This is a genomic window from Variovorax sp. PBL-H6 (assembly GCF_901827155.1).
Lineage (GTDB): Bacteria > Pseudomonadota > Gammaproteobacteria > Burkholderiales > Burkholderiaceae_C > Variovorax.
The window spans coordinates 1472511-1486160 of the sequence record NZ_LR594659.1; the positions used below are offsets into that span (position 1 = coordinate 1472511).

General features: G+C 67.9%; 14 protein-coding genes. 7 read left to right on the plus strand and 7 right to left on the minus strand.

Annotation, left to right across the window (positions count from 1 at the left end):
- Positions 1-22: 22 nt before the first annotated feature.
- Entirely contained in the window at positions 23-1999 is a 1977-nt protein-coding gene (locus G3W89_RS06990; RefSeq protein ID WP_443083198.1) for an AsmA family protein, read from the plus strand.
- A 27-nt stretch (positions 2000-2026) separates the two neighbouring features.
- Here G3W89_RS06990 and G3W89_RS06995 read toward each other — a convergent pair whose 3' ends face one another.
- The 3 genes from G3W89_RS06995 to gpmA all read right to left on the minus strand — a co-directional run bounded on the left by G3W89_RS06995 (position 2027) and on the right by gpmA (position 5131).
- Positions 2027-2791, minus strand: coding sequence for a HesA/MoeB/ThiF family protein (locus G3W89_RS06995; RefSeq protein ID WP_162573408.1), 765 nt, complete (start codon positions 2789-2791; stop codon positions 2027-2029).
- 52 nt (positions 2792-2843) lie between these two features.
- Positions 2844-4286, minus strand: a complete 1443-nt coding sequence (locus tag G3W89_RS07000; RefSeq protein ID WP_162573409.1) for a S41 family peptidase — start codon at positions 4284-4286, stop codon at positions 2844-2846.
- A 101-nt stretch (positions 4287-4387) separates the two neighbouring features.
- Entirely contained in the window at positions 4388-5131 is a 744-nt protein-coding gene (gpmA, locus tag G3W89_RS07005; protein ID WP_162573410.1) for a 2,3-diphosphoglycerate-dependent phosphoglycerate mutase, read from the minus strand.
- A 73-nt stretch (positions 5132-5204) separates the two neighbouring features.
- Here gpmA and G3W89_RS07010 point away from each other — a divergent pair, with 73 nt between their 5' ends.
- The 6 genes from G3W89_RS07010 (at position 5205) to nadA (ending at position 9537) form a co-directional block, all read left to right on the plus strand.
- A complete protein-coding gene (locus tag G3W89_RS07010) occupies positions 5205-5612 on the plus strand; it encodes a rhodanese-like domain-containing protein (protein WP_174258240.1) in 408 nt (135 codons plus the stop codon).
- Positions 5613-5635: 23 nt separating this feature from the next.
- Complete coding sequence (gene grxC / locus G3W89_RS07015; protein WP_162573411.1) at positions 5636-5896, plus strand: glutaredoxin 3; 261 nt, start codon at positions 5636-5638, stop codon at positions 5894-5896.
- A 115-nt stretch (positions 5897-6011) separates the two neighbouring features.
- Positions 6012-6476: a protein-export chaperone SecB gene (secB, locus tag G3W89_RS07020; protein WP_162573412.1), complete on the plus strand. Its 465-nt coding sequence runs from the start codon at positions 6012-6014 to the stop codon at positions 6474-6476.
- A 28-nt stretch (positions 6477-6504) separates the two neighbouring features.
- Complete coding sequence (locus G3W89_RS07025) at positions 6505-7500, plus strand: NAD(P)H-dependent glycerol-3-phosphate dehydrogenase (protein ID WP_162573413.1); 996 nt, start codon at positions 6505-6507, stop codon at positions 7498-7500.
- Positions 7501-7542: 42 nt separating this feature from the next.
- Complete coding sequence (nadC, locus tag G3W89_RS07030; protein ID WP_162573414.1) at positions 7543-8421, plus strand: carboxylating nicotinate-nucleotide diphosphorylase; 879 nt, start codon at positions 7543-7545, stop codon at positions 8419-8421.
- Positions 8422-8424: 3 nt separating this feature from the next.
- Positions 8425-9537 (plus strand): quinolinate synthase NadA, encoded by a 1113-nt coding sequence (gene nadA / locus G3W89_RS07035; RefSeq protein ID WP_162573415.1) that lies wholly within the window; start codon positions 8425-8427, stop codon positions 9535-9537.
- A gap of 42 nt (positions 9538-9579) precedes the next feature.
- Here the strand turns inward: nadA and panC are convergent, their stop codons facing one another.
- From panC to nadB, 4 genes are all read right to left on the minus strand, one after another.
- Positions 9580-10410 (minus strand): pantoate--beta-alanine ligase, encoded by an 831-nt coding sequence (gene panC, locus G3W89_RS07040; protein WP_162573416.1) that lies wholly within the window; start codon positions 10408-10410, stop codon positions 9580-9582.
- Positions 10411-10419: 9 nt separating this feature from the next.
- Positions 10420-11307: a 3-methyl-2-oxobutanoate hydroxymethyltransferase gene (gene panB / locus G3W89_RS07045; RefSeq protein ID WP_162573417.1), complete on the minus strand. Its 888-nt coding sequence runs from the start codon at positions 11305-11307 to the stop codon at positions 10420-10422.
- Between the two features lie 71 nt (positions 11308-11378).
- Positions 11379-11780 carry an aspartate 1-decarboxylase gene (gene panD / locus G3W89_RS07050; protein WP_162573418.1) on the minus strand — a complete coding sequence of 134 codons (402 nt, stop codon included), beginning with the start codon at positions 11778-11780 and terminating at the stop codon, positions 11379-11381.
- Positions 11781-11911: 131 nt separating this feature from the next.
- Positions 11912-13492 (minus strand): L-aspartate oxidase, encoded by a 1581-nt coding sequence (gene nadB / locus G3W89_RS07055; protein ID WP_162573419.1) that lies wholly within the window; start codon positions 13490-13492, stop codon positions 11912-11914.
- Positions 13493-13650: the final 158 nt, after the last annotated feature.

The following is a 13650-nucleotide window of genomic DNA, read 5'->3' on the forward strand; positions in this document are numbered from 1 at the left end:
CAAGCCGTCATTGCCGATCTGGGTGAGAGTCGGCGCGATTGTGCTGGGGCTGTTTGCGGTGCTCCTGTTGGTGCTCACGCTGTTTCCATGGGACGCGCTGCGCGGGCCGATCAATCGCTATGTCAGCGAACAGACGGGGCGCAAATTCGAGATTACCCGTCGCCTGGATGTCGATCTGGGGTGGCGCGCTGCCACCGTGAAACTCGATGGCATCGAGTTTGCCAACCCTCCGTGGGCGCGTGAGCCCTACCTGGTCCGAGCCGAGCGCGCGACTTTTGACATTCGGTTGTGGCCGCTCCTCGCGCGGCGAGTCGTGATTCCGCACATCTTTCTGGCCTCGCCCGCGCTGGGCCTGCAGATGGAAGAGGACGGCCGGCGCACTTGGGCCTTGGGCAAGAACACTGCGGACGAAGGCACAGTGCCTGTCATCGGCCTGCTGGAGGTCGACCGGGGTACGCTCGACTTCCTCGCGGCGCACCTTGGCGTCGACCTGCATGCGGACTTCAGCTACGACAGCAGCCGTGGGGAGCTGCCGCTCGACTTTCGCATCGAGGGCCGGTACCAGCGCCAGCCGCTCACGGCGCAGGGGCGAACCGGCAACGTACTGCAGCTCAACGCGGCCGGTCAGCCCCCGTTTCCGCTGGAGATCGATGCGGCAGCTGGCCACACGCACCTGAAGGCCAAGGGCACGGTGGCCGAGCTGGCAAGCCTGGACGGCGTGGATGCCCGTTTCGATCTCAAGGGCCAGAACCTTGGCGACTTGTACGGATTGCTCGGAATCGCATTGCCCCAGACCTCGCCGTATGCGTTGAGCGGCGAGTTGCGCAAGCGGGTCAAGCTGTGGGAGGCGGTGGGTCTCGAGGGCAAGCTGGGCCTGTCGGATATCGGCGGCGACATGAAATTCGACCAATCGCAGAAGGTGCCTTTCCTGTCCGGTGCTCTTCGCTCGCGGGTGATGGACATGGACGACCTCGGTCCGCTGATCGGCCTGCCGCCCACGGAGCGCTCCGCCAAGGCCATCGAAGGTCTGACGCCGCCGCCCAACATCGCCGAGGTCAAGCGTGCGCGGCGCGACCCCGGCCGCAAGGTGCTGCCCGCTGCCACGCTCGACTTCGAGCGGCTTCGCGCGATGAATGCCGACGTGAAATACACGGCCGACCGCATCAGGAACGTCCGTGAGCTCCCGCTGGACAAGGGCGGCGTGCAAGTGAAGCTGCGGGACGGCGTGCTGACGCTCGATCCGCTCAACCTGGGCGTGGCCGGCGGGTCGATCACCGGCGCCGTGCGCATCGACGGCGCACAGAACCCGGCCGACATCAGGGCCAGGCTTGAAGTGCGCGGCATGCAACTCAGCCGGCTGGTCCCCAAGATCGAAACCATGCGCAGCAGCTTCGGCAAGCTCGATGGGCGGATCAATCTCTCCGGGCGCGGCAACTCGGTGGCGAGCTGGCTGGGGCATGCTTCCGGCGATGTCGCCGCGCTCACCGGCCGCGGGGAGTTCAGCAATCTCCTTCTGGAGTTCATGGGGCTCGATGGTGGCGAGATCATCAAGTTTCTCCTGCGCGGCGACGAGAACGTGGTGCTGCGCTGCGCTGCGATGGCCTTCGACGTCGACAAGGGGGCGATGGTGAGCCGCAGCGTCGTTCTGGATACGGAGGACACCCTGTTCAGCGCGAGTGGCCAGGCCAACCTGTCGAAGGAGACGCTGGACTTCGTGGTGCGGCCCCAGCCCAAGGACAGGAGCATCCTGTCCCTGCGCACGCCGCTGGTCATCGGCGGCACTTTTGCGTCGCCGAGTGCGGGCCTGGAAGCCGGGTCGCTGGCGGCACGGGGCGCTGCGGCTCTCGTGCTCGGAGCGCTCAACCCCTTGCTCGCGCTCGCCGCGACGGTCGAGACCGGGCCAGGATCGGACGCCGACTGCCAGGCGGTACTTGCCCAGGCCAAGCAGCCGAGTGCCGGCGAGCCAGCGGCTGGCGCGGCCAAGGCCAGGAAGCAGTAGCGGTCGAGGCGATCGCGCCGATGGCGATCAGCTCGCCGCTGCCGGGCGGTGGCTACAGACGCTGCAGCCTGGATCGCGCGCCACTCGCAATGTGTCGAAGGCCGTGCGGCGCCCGTCGAACATCAGGAGGGTGCCCGCCAGCGAGGGGCCGATGCCGGCGAGCAGCTTCAGGGCCTCGTGCGCCTCCAGGGTGCCGATGGTGCCGACGACCGGCGCGAACACGCCGAGCACCGCGCAGCGCGTTTCCTCGAAATGTGCGTCAGGAGGGAACAGGCAGGCGTAGCAGGGCGAATCGGCCTCGCGCGTGTCGTACACGCTCAACTGGCCATCGAAACGGATCGCCGCGCCGGCGACCAGCGGCTTGGCGTGCGTCACGCAGGCGCGGTTCACGGCATGCCGCGTGGCGAAGTTGTCGCTGCAGTCGATCACCACGTCGGCCGCGGCCACCAGCCGATGCAGCAGGGCCTCGCCGGCGCGCAGCACGTGGGTCTCGATGCGGATCTCCGGATTGATGTCCCGCATCGCCGTGGCTGCCGACTCGACCTTGGCCTGGCCGACACGGGCGGTGCTGTGCGCGATCTGCCGCTGGAGGTTGGTGAGGTCGACCTCGTCGTCATCGACCAGCGTGATGTGGCCGACGCCGGCCGCAGCGAGGTAGAGCGCCACCGGCGAGCCAAGACCGCCAGCGCCAATGACCAGCGCATGTCCGGCGCTGACGCGCCCCTGGCCGTCGATCCCGAATTCCTCGAGGAGGATGTGGCGCGAATAGCGCAGCAGGTCCTGGTCTTCCATGCGCCGCGCGGGCCGATACCGGCGCTCCCCCGACGGGAGCTGGCGTGCCGGATCAGTTTTCCTTCTTCTCTTCCTTGTTCTCGACGATCACCTGCGTCTTGCTGACGAGCACCGGCTCGCCTTTGAGCCGGTTCAGCGCCTGTACCAGCGGGAAGTCCTTCTCGTTGCCGAACTCCGGCACCTTGCGGTCCTGCGGCGGCTTCTTGGCTTCTTCCTCGAGGCGCTTGCGCGCCTCGTCACGCGCCTTTTCCCGCTCGGGGTCTTTGGCCTCGGGACCCTGGCCGCTCGCCAGGTGCTTCTCGAGGTCGGCTTCGCGCATGCGCAGCGCCGCGAAGGGACTGCCCTCGGCGCTCTCGTCGACCAGCACGTTGGGCACGATGCCCTTGGCCTGGATCGAGGTGCCGCTGGGCGTGTAGTAGCGTGCTGTCGTGATCTTGAGGCCGGTGTCCGGGCCGAGCGGGCGCACCGTCTGCACCGAGCCCTTGCCGAAGGTCTGGCTGCCCATGACGGTGGCGCGCTTGTGGTCCTGCAGCGCACCTGCCACGATCTCACTGGCGGAAGCCGAGCCTTCGTTCACCAGCACCACCAGAGGCACCGTCTTGAGTGCCGGTGGAAGGTTGCGCAGCGGGTCGCTGCCCGCGCGGCGCTGGTAATACTCGGGCGCTGCCTTGTAGACCGACTTGCTCTCGGGCAACTGGCCGTCGGTGGACACCACCGTGACGTTCTCAGGCAGGAACGCAGCCGAGATGGCCACCGCTGCGTCGAGCAGGCCGCCCGGATCGTTGCGCAGGTCGAGCACCAGGCCCTTGAGGTTGGGCTCCTGCTTGTAGATTTCCTCGACCTTCTTCACGAAGTCGTCAACCGTGCGCTCCTGGAACTGCGACAGGCGGATCCAGCCGTAGCCCGGCTCCATTACCTTGCCGCGCACCGACTGCGTACGGATCTCCTCGCGCGTGATGGTCACCGGGAAAGTGCGGTTCTCATCCTTGCGGAAGATCGTCAGGAGCACCTTGGTGCTGGCCTCGCCGCGCATGCGCTTGACTGCCTCGTTGAGCGAAAGCCCACGCACCGCCGTGTCGTCGATGCGGGTGATCATGTCGTTCGGCTTGAGGCCGGCGCGGAAGGCGGGCGAGCCCTCGATCGGCGACACCACCTTGATCAGCCCGTCCTCCTGCGAGATCTCGATGCCCACGCCGACGAAGCGGCCGGTGGTGCCTTCTCGAAATTCCTTGAAGGACTTCTTGTCGAAGTACTGCGAATGCGGATCGAGCCCGGCGACCATGCCGGAGATCGCGTCCGAGATGAGCTTCTTCTCGTCGACCTGCTCGACGTAGTCGCTCTTCACCATGCCGAACACGGCAGCGAGCTGCTGCAGTTCTTCGAGTGGGAGAGGGGCCAGTGAGCCTCGTGCAACTGTTTGCAACGAGACCGTGGTCAGCGCGCCTGCAACGGCGCCGGCTGCGACCCAGCCGGTGATCTTGAGTTTCTGCCCCATTTAAATGTCCTTGTCGCCTGTCAATCCAATATACACAGCTTGGAAGCAAGTTGTCTGCCGGGGTTCCGCGTACCCGAGGGCGCCGCGGCAGATTTTCAGGCTCAGGCTTTGCCTTGCGCAGCGACCGCAGCCGCCGCCTTTTCGGCGGCTGCCGCATCGCCGAGGTAATAGTGCCGCAGCGGCTTGAGCTCGTCGTCGAGCTCGTACACCAGCGGGATGCCATTCGGAATATTGAGGCCGACGATGTCGTCGTCGGAGATGCCGTCAAGGTATTTGACCAGCGCGCGGATCGAATTGCCGTGCGCTGCCACCACCAGGCGCCGGCCGGCGCGAATCGCCGGAGCCATCGATTCGTTCCAGAAGGGCAGGACGCGTGCCACCGTGTCCTTGAGGCATTCGGTCAGGGGCACCTGTTCGGACGCCAGTTTGGCGTAGCGTGGATCGCCGCGCTCGCTGCGCGGATCGCCGGGCTCGAGCGCCGGTGGCGGCACGCTGTAGCTGCGGCGCCAGATCAGGACCTGCTCGTCGCCGTACTTCTTGGCCGTCTCGGCCTTGTTGAGGCCCTGAAGCGCCCCGTAGTGGCGTTCGTTGAGGCGCCAGGAGTGCACGACAGGCAGCCAGGTGCGGTCCAGCTCGTCGAGCGTGTGCCACAGCGTGCGGGTGGCGCGCTTGAGCACGCTGGTGTAGGCCACGTCGAACTCGTATCCCTCGGTCTTGAGGAGGCGGCCTGCCTGCTTGGCCTGCTCGATCCCGAGTTGAGTGAGGTCGACATCGGTCCAGCCGGTGAAGCGGTTTTCGAGATTCCAGGTTGATTCGCCGTGGCGGATCAGTACCAGTTTGTGCATGAGGGAGGCCTTTGGGAACGCTTGCCGAAACCCGACATTCTAAAATCCGCGGTTTGCCACTCGAGAGAACACCGTGAAATTCATCGTCGACAACTGGATGCTGATCCTGATTGCGCTCAGCTCCGGCGGCATGCTGGCCTGGCCGCTGCTGCGTGGGGCCACCTCGGGATCGCTGACGGCACAGGGCGCGGTGCAGCTGATCAACCGCGAGCGCGCCGTAGTGGTCGATGTGCGCGAACCGGAGGAATTCGCCTCCGGCCACATGATCGGCGCCAGGAACGTGCCGCTCAACCAGCTCGAGACAAAGCTCGCTGGCGCGGTCAAGAACAAGACGGTGCCGTTGCTGCTGGTGTGCGCCACCGGGACGCGGGCCCAGCGCGCCGTTGGTATTGCCAAGAAACTCGGCTACGAGCAAGCCCAAGCCGTGGCCGGTGGGCTGAAATCGTGGAAAGAGGCTAACCTGCCGGTTGAAAAAGCCTGATCTTTCCATCCCACATGAGCACGATGCAAGCCGTCAAGATGTACACCACCGCCGTTTGCCCCTACTGCATTCGCGCGAAGCAGATTCTCAAAGCCAAGGGCGTCGAGCAGATCGAGGAGATCCGCATCGATGGCGATCCGCAAGCCCGGATCACGATGATGAACATCACCCAGCGGCGCACCGTCCCCCAGATTTTTATCGGGGACACGCATGTCGGCGGCTGCGACGACCTGATCGCCCTCGACAGCCGTGGCGGCCTGGTGCCGCTGCTGCAGGGCGGCTGACGCCACGGGGCGATAATCGCCCCCTTTCCCCTTTTCCCATTCATTCAAACACGCCAGCCCGCTGTCGGGACACCTCTTCCCAGCGGGCGTTGTTTTGATCTTCGAAAGTTCTGCCATGGCCGACCAGCAAGCCCAAGACCCCGTCTTCCAGATCCAGCGCGTCTACCTGAAAGACCTGTCGCTCGAGCAGCCGAACTCGCCGGCCATCCTGCTGGAGCAGGAGCAGCCCACCGTCGACATCCAGCTCGGCGTCGATGCCCAGCCCGTGACCGACGGCATTTTCGAGATCACCGTCTCGGCTACCGTGCAGACCAAGATCCAGGACCGCACCGTTTTCCTGGTCGAGGCCAAGCAGGCCGGCATCTTCGAGATCCGCAACCTGCCCGAAGAGCAGATGGGCCCGATCCTCGGCATTGCCTGCCCCCAGATCGTCTATCCCTATCTGCGCGGCAACGTGGCCGACGTCATTCAGCGCGGCGGCTTCCCCCCGGTTCACCTGGCCGAGATCAACTTCCAGGCCATGTTCGAGCAGCAGCAGGCCCAGGCGGCCGGCCAGACCTCCCCGATCGTTACCCAGTAAAACGCCACCGCGCATTTCGCAGCCGCCGATGAAGATCTGCGTGCTCGGCGCTGGCGCCTGGGGAACGGCGCTGGCAGTCAATGCGGCCGGCCGCCATGCGGTCAGCCTCTGGGCGCGCGATTCGGCCCAGGTGCAGGCCATGACGGGAGCGCGCGAGAACGCGCGCTACCTGCCCGGCGTCCCGCTTCCCCCGTCGTTGGACTTGCGCAGCGGCACCGTGCTCGCCGCGGTCGCCGGTGCGGACCTGGCAATCATCGCCACCCCCATGGCCGCCTTGCGCGAGCAACTCCTGCTGCTGCGCGCTGCGGGCTGCCCGGTGGCATGGCTGTGCAAGGGCGTGGAGCCGGCCCTGGCCGGCGCGGTGGGCCTGCTGGCCCACGAGATCCAGGCCCAGGTGGCGCCTGGCCTGGTGGCCGGCGTGCTCAGCGGTCCCAGCTTCGCGCAGGAGGTCGCGCAGGGCCGCCCGACGGCGCTGGTCGCCGCCAGTTCCCATGCCTCCCTGCGCTCATCGCTCGTGGATGCCTTCCACGGCCCGAACCTGCGTGTCTACGCCAACGACGACATCGTCGGCGTCGAGGTGGGCGGCGCCGTGAAGAACGTGCTGGCGATCGCCACCGGCCTGGCCGACGGCCTGGCCCTCGGTCTCAATGCGCGCGCTGCCCTGATCACCCGCGGCCTGGCCGAGATGACGCGCCTGGGCCTCGCCCTGGGCGCACGATCCGACACCTTCATGGGGCTTTCGGGCCTGGGCGACCTGGTGCTCACCGCCACCGGCGATCTCTCGCGCAACCGCAAGGTCGGCCTTCTCCTGGCCCAGGGGCAGAGCCTCGCGCAGGCGGTGGACTCGCTCGGCCACGTGGCCGAGGGCGTCTACTGTGCACGCAGCGTGGTCCAGCGCGCGCGCCACCTGGGCGTCGAGATGCCCATCGCGGAGAGCGTGGTGGCCCTGCTCGATGGCCGCGTGCGGCCCGCGGAGGCGGTCGCGGAGCTGATGCGGCGCGAGCCAGGCGTCGAAGCGCCCTGAAGCCCCGCTCGCGGGCCACGAGGATTGAAAGAACAACACGATATGGACGACAGCTTCTTCGACTTCTCCCCGGCCCGGATAGCGGAACTGGCCGCCGCTGATGGCGCGCGCGCCCTGCGGGAGGACGCCGGCGACGGCGACCTCACCGCCGCCCTGGTGCCCGCCGGCAGCCGCGCCACTGCCCGCGTGCTGTTGCGCGAGCCTGCCGTGCTGTGCGGCTCGCCCTGGGTGAACGCCATCGTGCGGCAGCTCGATCCGCAGGCGCGGATCGACTGGCATGGCGCGGAAGGCGTGCGCTGCGCGGCCGATCAGGTGGTCCTGGAGATCGAGGGCGACGCCCGCGCCTTGTTGACCGGAGAGCGCACTGCGCTGAACTTCCTGCAACTCCTCAGCGCGGTCGCGACGCGCACGGCCGCCTACGTGGAAGCGGTGCGCGGTACGCGCGCCGTCATCGTCGACACCCGCAAGACCCTGCCGGGCCTGCGCCTCGCGCAGAAGTACGCCGTGCGCACGGGCGGCGGTACCAACCACCGCATCGGCCTCTACGACGCCATCCTCATCAAGGAAAACCACATCGCCGCGGCCGGCGGCGTCAGCGCCGCGCTGCGGGCCGCCAGCGAAGCAGGCCGCCGGGCCAGGTTCGTCGAAATCGAAGTCGAGACCCTGGCCCAGCTCGACGAGGCGTTGGCCCAGGGCGCCCGCATGGTCCTGCTGGACAACATGGATCTATCGACCTTGCGCGAGGCCGTGCGCCGCAACGATGCGGCCGCAGGCGACCGTGCCGTGCTCGAGATCTCGGGCGGCGTCACGATGGACAGCGTGCGTGCCCTGGCCGAGACCGGCGTGGACCGCATCTCCGTCGGCGCCCTGACCAAGGACATCAAGGCGATCGATTTCTCGATGCGTTTTCAGGAAGCCTGATCCATGACATCAGCCGTCATCAGCGTCGACTACGAGCAGCCCGTTTCCGACGCCGCCTGCGACACGCGCCATGCCTGGGCGCGCGTGCCGGCCGAGCCCTCGCGGGAGAAGCGCGAGGCGCTCAAGTCCCGCATCCGCCGTCTGCTGCGCGAGCGCAATGCGGTGATGGTCTCGCACTACTACGTGCATCCCGACCTGCAGGACCTGGCCGAGGACACCGGCGGCATCGTCAGCGATTCGCTCGAGATGGCGCGCTTCGGCCGCGACCATCCAGCCCAGACCCTGGTCGTCTCCGGCGTGCGCTTCATGGGCGAGACCGCAAAGATCCTCTCGCCCGAGAAGCGCGTGCTGATGCCGGACCTGGATGCCACCTGCTCGCTGGACCTGGGCTGCCCCGTCGATGCCTTCAGCGCCTTCTGCGACCAGCACCCCGACCGTACCGTGGTCGTCTACGCCAACACCAGCGCTGCAGTGAAGGCGCGTGCCGACTGGCTCGTCACCTCCAGCTGTGCGCTCGACGTGGTGGGCGCCTTGCATGCGCAAGGCCACAAGATCCTGTGGGCGCCCGACCGGCACCTGGGCGACTACATCCGGCGCGAGACTGGCGCCGACATGCTGAGCTGGGACGGCGCCTGCATCGTGCATGACGAGTTCAAGGCGCTCGAGCTGCAACTGCTGGTCGAGGCCCATCCCGGCGCCAAGGTGCTGGTGCATCCCGAGTCGCCGGCGCCAGTGGTCGCGCTGGCCGACGCCGTGGGCTCCACCTCGGGCATCCTCGCCGCCGCGCAGCGCATGGATGCGCACGAATTCATCGTCGCGACCGACACCGGTCTCCTGCACAAGCTGCGCACGCTCAACCCCGGCAAGGCCTTCATCGAGGCGCCCACTGCCGGTAACGGAGCCACCTGCAAGAGCTGCGCGCACTGCCCCTGGATGGCGATGAATGGGCTGGCCGACCTGGCGCGCGTGCTGGAGACGGCCGACGGCGAGGTGCATGTGGACCCGGCGCTGGGCCTGCGTGCGCGCGTGCCGATCGACCGCATGCTGGCCTTCACCGCGGGGCTCAAGAAGGGCCAGCCCGCGGGCAGCTTGGTGGCCGGCATCGGCGCGGCCTGAAGGGGCGCGTCTCCAGGCGGGATGCTGTAGCTCCTCAGGAAATCAACGGTCGATTTCCAGGTTGTCGATCAACCTCGTCGTGCCGAGCCGGGCTGCCGCGAGCGCCACCAGCGGCTCGCCGGCCGCCGCCGCCTGCAGATCGGTGCGGCGGCGCAGCAGCAGGTAGTCGGGCTTCCAGCCTCGCGCTTCCAGCGAACGCATCGCGCGCGCCTCGATCGCCGCGAAATCGCGCTCGCCCGAGCGCACCGCATCGGCCATCGCGCGCAAAGCCGCCGACAGCTGCACTGCCTCGGCCCGTTCGGCCTCGCTCAGGTAGCCGTTGCGCGAGGACAGCGCCAGCCCGTCGTCGGCACGGCGCGTTTCGCTGCCCACGATCTCGATCGGGAGCGCGAACTGCCGAACCATGTGGCGGATCATCATCAATTGCTGGTAGTCCTTCTTGCCGAACACCGCGAAGCGGGGCTGCACGCAGGCGAAGAGCTTCATCACCACCGTGCAGACGCCGACGAAGAAGCCGGGCCGGAAATGTCCTTCGAGGATGTCGGCCAGCACCGGGTCGGGATGCACCTTGCAGGTCTGGGGCTCGGGGTAGAGCACCTTCTCATCGGGCGCGAACAGCAGGTCGCAGCCGACCGAACGCAGCTTCTCGCAGTCGCTGTCCCAGGTGCGCGGATAGCTGTCGAAGTCCTCGTGCGGCAGAAACTGCAGCCGGTTGACGAAGATGCTGGCCACCGTGACGTCGCCCAGCGGCTTGGCCTCGCGCACCAGCGCCATGTGCCCCTCGTGCAGGTTGCCCATCGTGGCGACCAAGGCGGGGCGCCGGTAGTGGCCCAGGAATTCGCGCAGTTCGGGAAGCGTGCGTGCAATGTGCATGGGGTGTTCCTACCAGGCGTGGAGCCGGTCGTCGGGAAAGCTGCCGTTCTTCACCGCGCGCACATAAGCCTCGATGGCCGGCGCGATGCCCTCGGCACCCTGCATGAAGTTGCGCACGAACTTCGCCATCTTTCCGAGGTTCATGCCGAGCATGTCGTGCAGCACCAGCACCTGGCCGGCGGTGCCTCGCCCGGCCCCGATGCCGATGGTGGCGCAGTGCTTCAGCTCGCCTGTCAGCTCTGCGGACAGTGCGGCCGGCACCATCTCCAGCACCAGCATGGCCGCGCCCGCGTCCTGCAGCGCATGGGCTTCGCGCTTGAGCCGGGCCGCGGCCTCGCCGCCCTTGCCCTGCACGCGGTAGCCGCCCAGTGCGTGCACCGTCTGCGGCGTGAGGCCCAGGTGGGCGCACACCGGGATGCCGCGCTCGACCAGGAAACGCACAGTCTCACTGGTCCAGCCGCCGCCTTCGAGCTTGACCATGTGGGCGCCGGCCTGCATCAGCACCGCGGCGCTGCGCAGCGCCTGCTCGCGCGACTCGTGGTAGCTGCCGAAGGGCAAGTCGGCGATCAGCCAGGCCGTGCCCTGCACGCGGTGCAGCCCGCGAAAAACACTCTCGGTGTGATAGCGCATGGTCTCCAGCGTCACGCCCGCCGTGCTGTGCAGGCCCTGGCAGACCATGCCCAGCGAGTCGCCGACCAGGATGCATTCGACGCCGGCCGCATCGGCCATGGCGGCGAAAGTGGCATCGTAGGCGGTCAGCATGACGATCTTCTCGCCGCGCGCGTGCATGTCGGCCAGCCGGGGCAGGCTCAGCGGCTTGCGCTGCGCAGGCGTCGAGGCCCGCGGCAAGGTGCCGTAGGGCGTGGCCGCGCTGGCGGCGGCAGGCGTGGATGGCATGGTCGAGATTTCTCCGGGGTCGGCCGCAGGCCGGGTCGGGGCGGGCGCGGCAAGGCGCCCTGGAAGTGCGATCAGGCGGGGACGGCTTCGCCCGCTGCGGGCTGCACCGGGATATGCGCGCGCTCTTCCTTGATGCGGTTCGCGCCGTCCACGAACACCAGCTTCGGCTGGTGGCTGCGCACCTGCTCTTCGGTCACCAGCCCGAACGCGGCGATGATGACCAGGTCGCCCAGCGACGCCCTGCGTGCGGCCGAGCCGTTGAGAGAGATGATGCCGCTGCCACGCTGGCCGCGGATCGCGTAGGTCACGAAGCGCTCGCCGTTGTTGATGTTCCACACATGGATCTGCTCGTTCTCTGCGAGGTTGGCGGCCTCCAGCAGGTCTTCGTCGATGGCACAGGAACCCTCGTAGTGCAGCTCGCAGTCGGTGACAGTCGCGCGGTGGATCTTGGACTTGAGCAGGGTACGGAACATGGAGTCGACGCTAGGTAGGGGAGGTGGGGACTCTCGCCCAGGACTTGAAGCCGGGGGGCGCGAGGCGTCGAATGCTAGTGGAGAACCCGCCAAAGAAAAATTCCGGTCAGGAACTTTCCGCGGCCTGCAGTTCAGCTGACGGGCGGCACCAGGATGGTCGGCGCCGCGGGCGCGGCGAGCGACGGGTAGTCGCGGCTGAAATGCAGGCCGCGGCTCTCGCGCCGGGCCTGGGCCGAGCGCACGATGAGCTCGGCCACCTGCACCAGGTTGCGCAGCTCGAGCAGGTCGCGCGTGACGTGGAAATGCGCATAGAACTCCTGGATCTCTCGATCCAGCAGCGCGATGCGGTGAGCCGCGCGCTCGAGGCGCTTGTTGGTGCGCACGATGCCTACGTAGTCCCACATGAAGCGACGCAGCTCGTCCCAGTTGTGCGAAAGGACCACCGTCTCGTCGGCATCGGTGACGCGGCTGTCGTCCCAGTCGGGCAACGCGGCGCCGTCACGAGCCGGCGTTTCGGCAATCGCCCGCGCCGCGGCGCGAGCGAACACCATGCATTCGAGCAGCGAGTTGCTGGCCAGCCGGTTGGCGCCGTGCAGGCCGGTGCAGGCGGTCTCGCCTATGACGTGCAGCCCCGGTACGTCGGTGCGGCCCGCGAGGTCGGTGAGCACCCCGCCGCAGGTGTAGTGCGCGGCCGGCACCACCGGGATCGGCTCGCGTGTGATGTCGATGCCCAGCTCGGCGCAGCGCGCCAGGATGTTGGGAAAATGTTCGCGCAGGAAGGCCGGGCTCTGGTGCGAGATGTCCAGGTGCACGCAATCGAGCCCGTGCTTCTTCATCTCGAAGTCGATGGCGCGTGCCACCACGTCGCGCGGCGCGAGCTCGGCGCGCACGTCGTGCATGGGCATGAAGCGGATGCCGCCTGCCGATTGGGGCAGCTTCAGCAGCCCGCCTTCTCCCCGGACCGCCTCGCTGATCAGGAAGGACTTGGCATGCGGGTGGTACAGGCAGGTTGGGTGGAACTGGATGAACTCCATGTTCGCCACCCGGCAGCCCGCGCGCCAGGCCGCGGCGATCCCGTCGCCCGTGGCGGTGTCAGGGTTGGTGGTGTAGAGGTACACCTTGCCTGCGCCGCCAGTGGCCAGGATGGTGTGGGGCGCGCGGAACGTGAGCACTTCGTCGGTCGCCTCGTCCAGCGCATAGAGGCCGAGGCAGGCCGGGTCTGCCGATTGCAGCCTGCCGCCGGTGATCAGGTCCACCAGCGTGTGCTGCTCGAACAGCGTCACGTTCGGCGTGCGGCGCACGGTATCGATCAGCGTGCGCTGCACCGCGGCGCCTGTGGCATCCGTGGCGTGGACGATGCGGCGCTGGCTGTGCCCGCCTTCGCGCGTCAGGTGCAGCTCGCCGTTCTCCAGCGAAAAAGGCACGCCGAGCGCGCGCAGCCAGGCGATCGCCTCGGGTGCGTGTTCCACCACGAAGCGCGTGGCGGCCAGGTCGCAGAGGCCGGCACCGGCGACCAGCGTGTCGTCCACATGGGACTGCAAGCTGTCGTCCTCGCCGAGCACCGCGGCGATCCCGCCCTGTGCCCACTGGCTGGCGCCATCGGCCAGCGCCCGCTTGGTGATGACCGCCACGCGGTGGGTCGGCGCGAGGTGCAAAGCGGCGCTGAGGCCGGCGAGACCGCTGCCGACGATGAGAACGTCGAAATCGCGCATATATGGCTCTCCCCCAGGTTGGCTCACTTCGTGTAGCCGCCCACCCCCTCACCGGGGGCGACACCAGCGGCCCGGCGAAGCCGGTTCCGCGGTGTCTCGCGAACGGGCCTGGCTTCGCCGGCCTCTGATCGATGATCCCGGGGCGGGCAAGGTCGACT

Coding starts and splice junctions, on each gene's coding strand:
- panD (WP_162573418.1), bottom strand. CDS start 11,780: ATGTTCCGTACCCTGCTCAAGTCCAAGATCCACCGCGCGACTGTCACC.
- nadB (WP_162573419.1), bottom strand. CDS start 13,492: ATGCGCGATTTCGACGTTCTCATCGTCGGCAGCGGTCTCGCCGGCCTC.
- secB (WP_162573412.1), top strand. CDS start 6,012: ATGGCCGACCAGCAAGCCCAAGACCCCGTCTTCCAGATCCAGCGCGTC.
- panC (WP_162573416.1), bottom strand. CDS start 10,410: ATGCACATTGCACGCACGCTTCCCGAACTGCGCGAATTCCTGGGCCAC.
- nadA (WP_162573415.1), top strand. CDS start 8,425: ATGACATCAGCCGTCATCAGCGTCGACTACGAGCAGCCCGTTTCCGAC.
- gpmA (WP_162573410.1), bottom strand. CDS start 5,131: ATGCACAAACTGGTACTGATCCGCCACGGCGAATCAACCTGGAATCTC.
- grxC (WP_162573411.1), top strand. CDS start 5,636: ATGCAAGCCGTCAAGATGTACACCACCGCCGTTTGCCCCTACTGCATT.
- nadC (WP_162573414.1), top strand. CDS start 7,543: ATGGACGACAGCTTCTTCGACTTCTCCCCGGCCCGGATAGCGGAACTG.
- panB (WP_162573417.1), bottom strand. CDS start 11,307: ATGCCATCCACGCCTGCCGCCGCCAGCGCGGCCACGCCCTACGGCACC.
- G3W89_RS07025 (WP_162573413.1), top strand. CDS start 6,505: ATGAAGATCTGCGTGCTCGGCGCTGGCGCCTGGGGAACGGCGCTGGCA.
- G3W89_RS06995 (WP_162573408.1), bottom strand. CDS start 2,791: ATGGAAGACCAGGACCTGCTGCGCTATTCGCGCCACATCCTCCTCGAG.
- G3W89_RS07000 (WP_162573409.1), bottom strand. CDS start 4,286: ATGGGGCAGAAACTCAAGATCACCGGCTGGGTCGCAGCCGGCGCCGTT.